The sequence below is a fragment of the Agrobacterium sp. CCNWLW155 genome, from assembly GCF_036888815.1.
GTDB lineage: Bacteria > Pseudomonadota > Alphaproteobacteria > Rhizobiales > Rhizobiaceae > Agrobacterium > Agrobacterium radiobacter.
Map to the genome: position 1 here is coordinate 1 of NZ_JBAKFW010000068.1, position 550 is coordinate 550.

General features: G+C 61.1%; 1 protein-coding gene. It reads left to right on the top strand.

Going from position 1 to position 550, the window contains the following annotated elements; all coding sequences use genetic code 11:
• Window positions 1-550: ABC transporter permease (locus V6S97_RS29145; RefSeq protein ID WP_442886147.1), on the top strand; the 550-nt coding region annotated here is incomplete at both ends.

The window sequence follows — 550 nt, forward strand, 5'->3', positions numbered from 1 at the left end:
CATCGGAAGCCACGGCTGTGGCGGAAAAGCGTGCACCGAAAAGGAAGTTCCAGAGCGAGATGTCGATGCTGGTTGTGCTGGTTGGCATTGCCCTGACATTCGAGGTTCTCGGCTGGATCTTTGTCGGCAATTCGTTCCTTGCCAATCAACAGCGGCTGTCGATCATCATCCTCCAGGTTTCGGTGATCGGAATTCTGGCGGTGGGTGTGACGCACGTCATCATTACCGGCGGCATCGATCTGGCGTCCGGCTCGGTGGTCGGCCTTACCGCCATGGTCGCCGCGTCCCTGGCCCAGAGTTCCACCGATCTGCGCGCGCTTTATCCCGCTCTGACCGACCTGTCGCCCATATGGCCGATCCTCGCCGGTCTGACTGTCGGGCTTTTGGCCGGCTGGATCAGTGGCATGCTGATCGCCAAGACCGCCATTCCTCCCTTCATCGCCACGCTCGGGATGATGGTCTGCGCCAGAGGCGTCGCCAAGTGGTATACGATGGGGCAGCCGATCGCGCTGCTGACGCCGGAGTTCACCTGGCTTGGCAAGAGCTTCCT